This window comes from Streptomyces sp. WAC05292, assembly GCF_003949955.1.
Lineage (GTDB): Bacteria > Actinomycetota > Actinomycetes > Streptomycetales > Streptomycetaceae > Streptomyces > Streptomyces globosus.
Genome location: NZ_RPSE01000308.1, coordinates 1 through 7,790, shown reverse-complemented (window position 1 = coordinate 7,790; position 7,790 = coordinate 1). Strand labels below are relative to the sequence as shown.

The 7,790-nt window shown below is 73.6% G+C and carries 8 protein-coding genes; 1 reads left to right on the top strand and 7 read right to left on the bottom strand.

Going from position 1 to position 7,790, the window contains the following annotated elements; translation table 11 throughout:
- The 6 genes from EF903_RS24890 to galU all read right to left on the bottom strand — a co-directional run.
- A partial coding sequence (locus tag EF903_RS24890) for a hypothetical protein (protein ID WP_125546749.1) occupies positions 1-790 on the bottom strand: 790 nt, incomplete at its 3' end.
- A gap of 183 nt (positions 791-973) precedes the next feature.
- On the bottom strand, positions 974-1,618 hold the full coding sequence (locus EF903_RS24885; RefSeq protein ID WP_185902804.1) for a GNAT family N-acetyltransferase: 645 nt from the start codon (positions 1,616-1,618) through the stop codon (positions 974-976).
- 17 nt (positions 1,619-1,635) lie between these two features.
- On the bottom strand, positions 1,636-2,244 hold the full coding sequence (locus EF903_RS24880) for a MogA/MoaB family molybdenum cofactor biosynthesis protein (RefSeq protein WP_185902803.1): 609 nt from the start codon (positions 2,242-2,244) through the stop codon (positions 1,636-1,638).
- Entirely contained in the window at positions 2,241-2,720 is a 480-nt protein-coding gene (moaC, locus tag EF903_RS24875; protein ID WP_125546745.1) for a cyclic pyranopterin monophosphate synthase MoaC, read from the bottom strand. Before moaC ends, EF903_RS24880 begins: the two co-directional genes overlap by 4 nt.
- A 113-nt stretch (positions 2,721-2,833) precedes the next feature.
- Entirely contained in the window at positions 2,834-4,174 is a 1,341-nt protein-coding gene (gene glp / locus EF903_RS24870; protein ID WP_125546743.1) for a gephyrin-like molybdotransferase Glp, read from the bottom strand.
- A 4-nt stretch (positions 4,175-4,178) separates the two neighbouring features.
- Positions 4,179-5,081: a UTP--glucose-1-phosphate uridylyltransferase GalU gene (galU, locus tag EF903_RS24865; RefSeq protein WP_125546741.1), complete on the bottom strand. Its 903-nt coding sequence runs from the start codon at positions 5,079-5,081 to the stop codon at positions 4,179-4,181.
- A gap of 95 nt (positions 5,082-5,176) precedes the next feature.
- Here galU and EF903_RS24860 point away from each other — a divergent pair, with 95 nt between their 5' ends.
- A complete protein-coding gene (locus EF903_RS24860; RefSeq protein WP_260615876.1) occupies positions 5,177-5,806 on the top strand; it encodes a 5-formyltetrahydrofolate cyclo-ligase in 630 nt (209 codons plus the stop codon).
- Here EF903_RS24860 and EF903_RS24855 read toward each other — a convergent pair.
- A partial coding sequence (locus EF903_RS24855) for a penicillin acylase family protein (protein ID WP_148142567.1) occupies positions 5,790-7,790 on the bottom strand: 2,001 nt, incomplete at its 5' end. The two genes, EF903_RS24860 and EF903_RS24855, sit on opposite strands and share 17 nt — an antisense overlap.

The window sequence follows — 7,790 nt, the reverse complement described above, 5'->3', positions numbered from 1 at the left end:
CGGGGGCGGTCACGTACGTCGGCAGTGGCACGGGGACGGGCTCCCAGCTCTCGCCGCGGGCGGGGCCGCGCTCCCGCTCGCGCTGCTGGTCCACCCACTCGGCGTGGTCGGTCTGCTCGACGAGCGCGCGGCGGCCCGCCTCCTGCGGGGAGACGGGCGGTGCGGGTTCGGGGTCGGCGCCGGGGGGCTCCTCGGGCTCGCGGCGGCGCTGGCGGCTCTCGCGCAGGTGCCGGGCCGCGGCTTCGGCGCGCCGCCGGTCCATCGTGAACTCGTAGCGCCGGCGCTCCTGGGCGCGCAGGTACGCGATGTACGCGCTGAGCAGGATCGCCGGCCCGGCCGGCGCCCAGAGGTAGGCGACGCCGCCGACGGCGGCGACGATCGCGCCGAGGGTGAAGACGAGGAAGAGCAGCGCGGTGGTGCGGCGGCGGCGGGCGAGCACCTGGAGGCGCTGTTCGCGCCGGTGCCGCTCGGCCACGGCCGACCGCGGCTCGGTCCTGGTCGGGGGCACGCCGACGGACCGGGCGTCGGCGTCCACGGAATTCACCGTTTCCGTCGCGGCGTCCGGATCCGCGTGGTACTGGGGCTCCGCCTCCTGGGCACCGCGTTCACGCAGCCCCTTGGCGTAACGGCGCTCCATTCCCGCCCGGCCGGAAAGCAGCCGAATGGCAGTGGAGAAGCGTTCCGTCGGACGGGCCTCGTTCAGCTCGTCCTGCCTCCGGAGCCACATGGGCACCAAGTAGGCGGCCCAGGCCCCCACGATGACTGCGTAGATGAGGCCGCTGCTGCTCACACCCCACACGGTAGAGGGACGCGGGCGGGCGGATCCGCCAATTGGACCGGTGTGTCGCACGAACTGGCTGATATCACCGACTTTTTTTGTGACTCTTCGGATCAGGATATGGGTGAACCGGATCCGGAGTCGGAATAATTCGAACAGATATTCGGATTCCGAGTCGGTCCGCCGCGGCCCGCTTTATGACCCGGCCGGGCCCGCTCCCGTTCCCGTCCCGCTCCCCGTCCCGTTCCGCTGCCCCCGCGTGCGGTGCCAGCGGGTCAGGAGGCCCTCCGGGATCTCCTCCGCCGTGAGCGCGTACACCAGGTGGTCGCGCCATGCGCCGTCGATGTGGAGGTAGCGGGGCCGCAGTCCCTCCTCCCGGAAGCCGAGCTTCTCGACCACGCGCCGGCTCGGCCCGTTCTCGGGGCGGATGCACACCTCGATGCGGTGCAGGCCGACCCTGCGGAAGCAGTGGTCCACGGCCAGCGCGACCGCCGTGGGCATGACTCCCCGCCCGGCGACGTCGCGGTCCACCCAGTAGCCGACGTGGCCGGCGCACATGGAGCCCCAGGTGATCCCGGCGACCGTCAGCTGCCCGACGAGCCGGCCCTCGTACTCGACGACGAACGGCAGCATCCGCCCGGCGTTGGCCTCGGCCCGCAGGTGGCGGACCATCTGCCGGTACGTGGGCCGCTCGACGACCGGCCCCCACGGCGCGGGCGGCGGGATCGTCGCCTCCCAGGGCCGCAGCCATTCGCGGTTGCGCCGGTTGACCTCGCGCCAGGCGCCGTGGTCGCGCTGCCGTATGGGCCGCAGCGCGACGCCGCCGTCGGCCAGCACCACCGGCCAGGTGGGGCCGTTCAGCTCGGGCTCCCCGTCGGCCCCGCCGGCCGGGGGTGGTCGCCGCCGCGGAGCTGGTCCACGGCGTGCGGCAGGATGCGGGCGAGGACGGCGAGGCCGTCGCGCACGCCGCCCGTCGAACCCGGCAGGTTCACGATCAGGGTGCGGCCGGCCACGCCCGCCAGGCCGCGTGAGAGGGCCGCCGTCGGCACCTTCGCCAGGCCCTCGGCGCGGATCGCCTGGGGGATGCCCGGCACCTCGTAGTCCAGTACGCGGGCGGTGGCGTCCGGCGTGCGGTCGGTGGGGGAGATGCCGGTGCCGCCGGTGGTGAGGATGACGTCGTACCCGGCGGCGACGCCCTCGCGCAGCGCCTGCTCGACGGGGTCCCCGTCGGGCACGACGCGCGGGCCGTCGACGGCGAAGCCGAGCTTCTGCAGCCCCTCGGCCAGGAGCGGCCCGCCCTTGTCGGCGTACACCCCGGCGGAGGCCCGGTTGGAGGCCGTCACGACGAGCCCGCGCGGGGCCGCGGCCGACGCGGCGGGCGGGGCGGGCGGGGCCGGCACCGAGTCCGCGCCGGCGCCCCCGCCGTGGCTGTGGCCGTACGCGTCGCCGCCGCGCGGGGCGTTCACGCGCGCCTCCAGTCGCCCGACTTGCCGCCCGTCTTCTCCTCGACCCGGACGTCGGTGATGACGGCGCCCTTGTCGACCGCCTTGACCATGTCGACGACGGTCAGCCCGGCGACCGCGACGGCCGTCAGCGCCTCCATCTCCACGCCCGTCCGGTCCGCCGTCTTCACCGTCGCGAGGATCTCCACGGCGTCGTCGGCGACGGACAGCTCGACCTTCACGCCCGAGACGGCCAGCGGGTGGCACAGCGGGATCAGGTCGGGCGTCTTCTTCGCGCCCATGATCCCGGCGATGCGCGCGGTGGCGAGGGCGTCGCCCTTCGGGACGCCCTCCCCGCGCAGCAGCCCGACCACCTGCGGGGAGACGAGCACGCGCCCGCTGGCGCGCGCCGTCCGCGCGGTGACGTCCTTCTCCGAGACGTCCACCATCCGGGCCGCTCCGGCCTCGTCGATGTGCGTCAGCCTGTCCTGCGTGTTCATGGGTCCGTGCCGCTCCCGCTCCCGGGCCCCGAGGGGGCCTGTGTGGTGCAACACGCTACCCGCACCCGCCGCCGCGCGGCCGCCCCGGGGCGGGGGTGCGGGGCCCTCGGGCGTCAGCCGAGCAGGACCACGTCGAGCTCGGCGCCCGGCTCCACGGAGGTGACGTCCTCGGGGACGACCATCAGCGCGTCGGCGTGCGCCAGCGCGGCGACCAGGTGCGAGCCGGAGCCGCCGACCGGGCTGACGGTGCCGGCCTCGGGGTGGTGGGCGCCGCGCAGGAACTGGCGGCGCCCGGCCGGGGAGGTGAGGGCCTCGTCGGCCTCCAGCCGTGCCCGCACCACGGGCCGGCTGACGTCGGGGACGCCCATCAGGGTGCGGATGGCGGGCCGCACGAACAGCTCGAAGGAGACGTACGAGGACACGGGGTTGCCGGGGAGGGCCAGCAGCGGGGTGTGGTCGGGGCCGATCGTGCCGAAGCCCTGCGGCTTGCCCGGCTGCATGGCGATCTTCCGGAACTCCATCCGCCCGGCGTCCGGCCCGCCGTCGGCCGCGCCGGCCGAGGACAGCGCCTCCTTGACGACGTCGTACGCGCCGACGCTGACCCCTCCGGTGGTGACCAGGAGGTCGGCGCGGACCAGCTGGTCCTCGATGGCCGCCTTCAGGGTCTCGGCGTCGTCGGCGACGGCCCCGACGCGGTAGGCGATGGCGCCGGCGTCCCGGGCGGCGGCGGCCAGCGCGAAGCTGTTGGAGTCGTAGATCGCCCCGGAGGTCAGCGCCTCGCCCGGCTGGACGAGTTCGCTGCCGGTGGACATGACGACCACGCGGGGCCGCGGCCGCACCCGTACGGTGCCCCGCCCGATGGCGGCCAGCAGGGCGATCTGCGGCGGCCCGAGGACGGTGCCCGCGGCCAGGGCGAGGTCGCCGGCCCGGACGTCGCTGCCGCGCGCCCGGACGTGCGCCCGCGCCTGCGCCGGCCGGTGCACCCGCACCTCGCCGCCCGCGCCGTGCGGGGCGGCGCTCGCCGGGGCCATCCCGGCGGCCGCCCCGCCGCCCGCACCGCCGTCGGTCCACTCGACGGGGACGACGGCCTCCGCGCCGGGCGGCAGCGGGGCCCCGGTCATGATCCGGGCGGCCTGGCCGGGGCCGACGGCGGGCGGTTCGCCGCTGCCGGCCGCGACGTCCCCGATGACGGTGAGCACCGCGGGGAACTCCTCGCTGGCGCCCTGCACGTCGGCGGTGCGGACCGCGTACCCGTCCATCGAACTGTTGTCGAAGGGCGGGAGCGCGACGGGCACGGTGACGTCCTCGACGAGGACGCAGCCCTGTGCGTCGAGCAGTTGGAGCTCGATCGGCTCCAGCGGCCGGACGGCCGCGAGGATGTCAGCGAGGTGCTCGTCCACCGACCACAGCCGGCTGCTGCCGGCGTCCTGCTGCGACGCGTCAGGGCTGCTCAAGGTGCTACATCTCCTCCGTGACGTAACGGTGAAGCCAGGTGCGGAACTCGGGGCCCAGGTCCTCGCGCTCGCACGCGAGGCGGACGATGGCCCGCAGGTAGTCGCCGCGGTCCCCGGTGTCGTAGCGGCGGCCCCGGAAGACCACGCCGTGCACCGGGCCGCCGACGGTCTCGTCGGCGGCCAGCTTCTGCAGGCCGTCGGTGAGCTGGATCTCCCCGCCGCGGCCCGGCTCGGTCTCCCGCAGTATGTCGAAGATCGCGGGATTGAGGACATAGCGTCCGATGACGGCGTAGTTGCTGGGCGCCTCGGCCGGGTCCGGCTTCTCGACGAGGCCGGTGACGCGGACGACGTCCGCCTCGCCGGTCGGCTCGACGGCCGCGCAGCCGTACAGGTGCACGCTGGCCGGGTCGACCTCCATGAGGGCGACGACGGTGCCGCCGGTGCGCGCGTGGACCTCGGTCATCTGGCGCAGCAGCGGGTCGCGGGGGTCGATCAGGTCGTCGCCGAGGAGGACGGCGAAGGGCTCGTCGCCGACGTGCGGCTCGGCGCACAGGACGGCGTGGCCGAGGCCGCGGGGGTCGCCCTGGCGGACGTAGTGCATCGTCGCCAGGTCGCTGGACTCCTGCACCTTCTTGAGGCGGTCGTCGTCGCCCTTGGCGGTGAGGGCGGACTCCAGCTCGTAGTTGCGGTCGAAGTGGTCTTCGAGGGCCCGCTTGTTACGTCCTGTGATCATGAGCACGTCATCCAGGCCGGCCGAGACGGCCTCTTCGACGACGTACTGGATGGCCGGCTTGTCCACGACCGGGAGCATTTCCTTGGGCGTCGCCTTCGTCGCCGGAAGGAAGCGGGTGCCGAGGCCCGCGGCAGGGATGACTGCCTTTTTGATCACGGGGTGCAACTGAGTCATGGGCAGAACCATAGTGGGTGATGCCGTGGCCCCAGCTTGGATTCCGGCAAATACGTCATGGTCTGGACCGATTTGAAGGGATAACTGAGACCGCCGTGGTAAAGAACCCGCCGAACGCGTCGAACCCGTCCGAAAAGGCGCTGCTGCGCCGCAGCCTCCTGGCCGCCCGCCGCGCCCTGCCCGCCGAGGCCCTGGCCGGCTCGGCGCGCGCGCTGTCCCGCTCCGCCCTCGGTCTCCCCGAGCTGGCCGGTGCCCGCACCGTGGCGGCGTACGTCTCGATCGGCAGCGAGCCGGGCACCCGGGACCTCCTCGACGCGCTGCGCGCGGCGGGGAAGCGGGTGCTGCTGCCCGTCCTGCTGCCCGACAACGACCTGGACTGGGCGGTGTACGAGGGCCCGGGCTCCCTCGCCGAGAGCGTCCGGCCGGGGTTCATGGCGCTGCTGGAGCCGGTGGGCCCGCGGCTCGGCCCGGAGGCCGTCACCGGCGCCGACGCGGTGCTCCTGCCGGGCCTCGCGGTGGACCGCCGCGGCATGCGCCTCGGGCGCGGCGGGGGCTCGTACGACCGGGTGCTGGCGCGGCTGGAGCGGGCGGGGGCGGATCCGGCGCTGGTGGTGCTCCTCTACGACGACGAGGTGGTCGCGTGGGTCCCGGAGGAACCGCACGACCACCCCGTCCAGGCGGTGGCCACCCCCTCGGGGGTGGTCAGGTTCACGGCTTCAGCGTGAGGGTCTCCACGGTCGCCCGGTCCACGGCCTCCTTGCCGAAGGGCCAGTCGAGCAGGTCGCCCTTGGCCCAGAGGGTCGTCTGGTCGGTGTAGTTGCCGTGGTAGGCGTGGCCCGAGGCGCCGGTGAGGTTGATCCAGCGGGACTTGTCCAGGTCGTGGAGGTTCACGACCATGCGCATCGACGGGACCCAGGTGACCCCGTACCCGCCGGAGGCGTTCCAGCCGGTCGCGTTGACCGTGGCCTCGCCGCCGCCGAGGTTCCAGGGACCGCGGTTGAGGAGCCACTGCATGAAACCGGGGCCCTCGGTGCCGATCGTCTGGTTCTTCAGGGTCAGCTGGTGCAGGCGGCCCCAGCTCCAGGTGGACTGGTCCTTGCCGAGCTTGGCGGTCAGCTCCCAGCGGGCGTCGGCCATGGCGCGGGCGAAGAGCTGGTCGCGGGTGGTCGCCGCGGGCTTGTTGCGGACGGCCGGGGAGTGCCACCAGGTCGACTTCTCGTCCTTGACGAGGCGGCGGACCACCTCGAACCAGCGGTCGCCGCCGTCGGGCTGCGCCGAGTCGGCGTCGCGGGTGCCGCACTCGCGGACCACCTCGGCGAGGTCGTCGGCGGGGCCGCTGCTGGTGTCGTGGACGTTCAGGCAGCTGCCCTCGATGCGGAGCTCCTTCGGCATCTTGTCGGCGAAGGCCAGCTTGAGGATGTTGCGCCAGACGGCGTTGAAGTAGGCCGCGGCCGCCGAGTCCGGCTCCTGCGTGTAGTTCCAGCCGTCCAGGAGCTTCTGCGCGGAGCGCACGTCCGGGTCGTTGATCTCGATCTTCGACAGCATCGGGGTCAGCAGCGCGGCGATCTCGCTGCCGTTGTCCATCTGCATGGCCCGCATGTCGTCGGTGGAGATCTTGCCGTTGTCCTTGGTCTTCGCCTCGATGAGGTCGTTGATCCGCTGGCTGCGGGCGCCGTAGCCCCAGTCGGACGTCAGGGCGTGCGGGTACTTGCCGGCGCCGGTGCCGCTCTCGGTGACGGCCTGGTTGGCGGTGACGATGTAGCCGCGGGCCGGGTTGAAGTCGTAGGGCATCTCGTCCTGCGGGATGTAGCCCCCGCTGCCGTCCTTGCCGCCCTTCCAGGCGTACTTGGAGTCCCAGCCGGGGGCGGGGGTGCGGCCGTCGTGGCCGCCGCGGATCGGGATGCGGCCCGGGGCCTGGTAGCCGATGTTGCCCTCGCGGCCCTTGCTGTCGGCGTAGATGAGGTTCTGGGAGGGCACCTCGAAGTCGCGGGCGGCCTCGCGGAAGGACGCGAAGTCCGTGGCCCGGTTGAGCTTGAAGACGGCGTCCATCGACTTGCCCGGGTCCAGCGCGGTCCAGCGCAGGGCGACGGCGTAGCCGTTGCCGCGGTCGGGGGCGGATCCGGTGACGGGGGCGCGGGCGCCGACGGTGTCGAGCTCGTCGCTGCGGTCGGAGATCAGCGGTCCGTTGTTGGTGGTGCGGACGGTGATCTTCTTGCTCTTCTCGCCCGCGATCCTGATCTCCTCCTCGCGGGTCTCGAAGGGGACGACCTTGTTGTCGTAGACGTAGCCCTCGGGCTTGACCTGCTCCAGGTAGAGGTCGGTGACGTCGGCGCCCAGGTTCGTCATGCCCCAGGCGATGTCCTTGTTGTGGCCGATCACCACGCCCGGCATGCCGGAGAAGGTGTAGCCGGAGACGTCGTACTGGCACTTCGCCGAGACGGAGCGGCAGTGCAGGCCCATCTGGTACCAGACGGACGGCAGCTGCGGGGAGAGGTGCGGGTCGTTGGCGAGCAGCGGCTTGCCGGTGGTCGTGTACTTGCCGGCGACGACCCAGGAGTTCGAGCCGATGCCGCTGCCGTTCGGGCCGAGTCCGCCGAGCAGGATCGCGGAGTCCGCGGTCCACAGCACCGACGCGGCCGCGGTCAGGCCGGCGTACCCGAGCAGCAGGCGGCGGCGCGGGCCGATCTTCCAGGCGATGGCCCCGCAGGC

Excerpts from the sequence above, each read along its gene's own strand:
- moaC (WP_125546745.1), bottom strand. The coding sequence starts at position 2,720 with ATGAACACGCAGGACAGGCTGACGCACATCGACGAGGCCGGAGCGGCC.
- galU (WP_125546741.1), bottom strand. The coding sequence starts at position 5,081 with ATGACTCAGTTGCACCCCGTGATCAAAAAGGCAGTCATCCCTGCCGCG.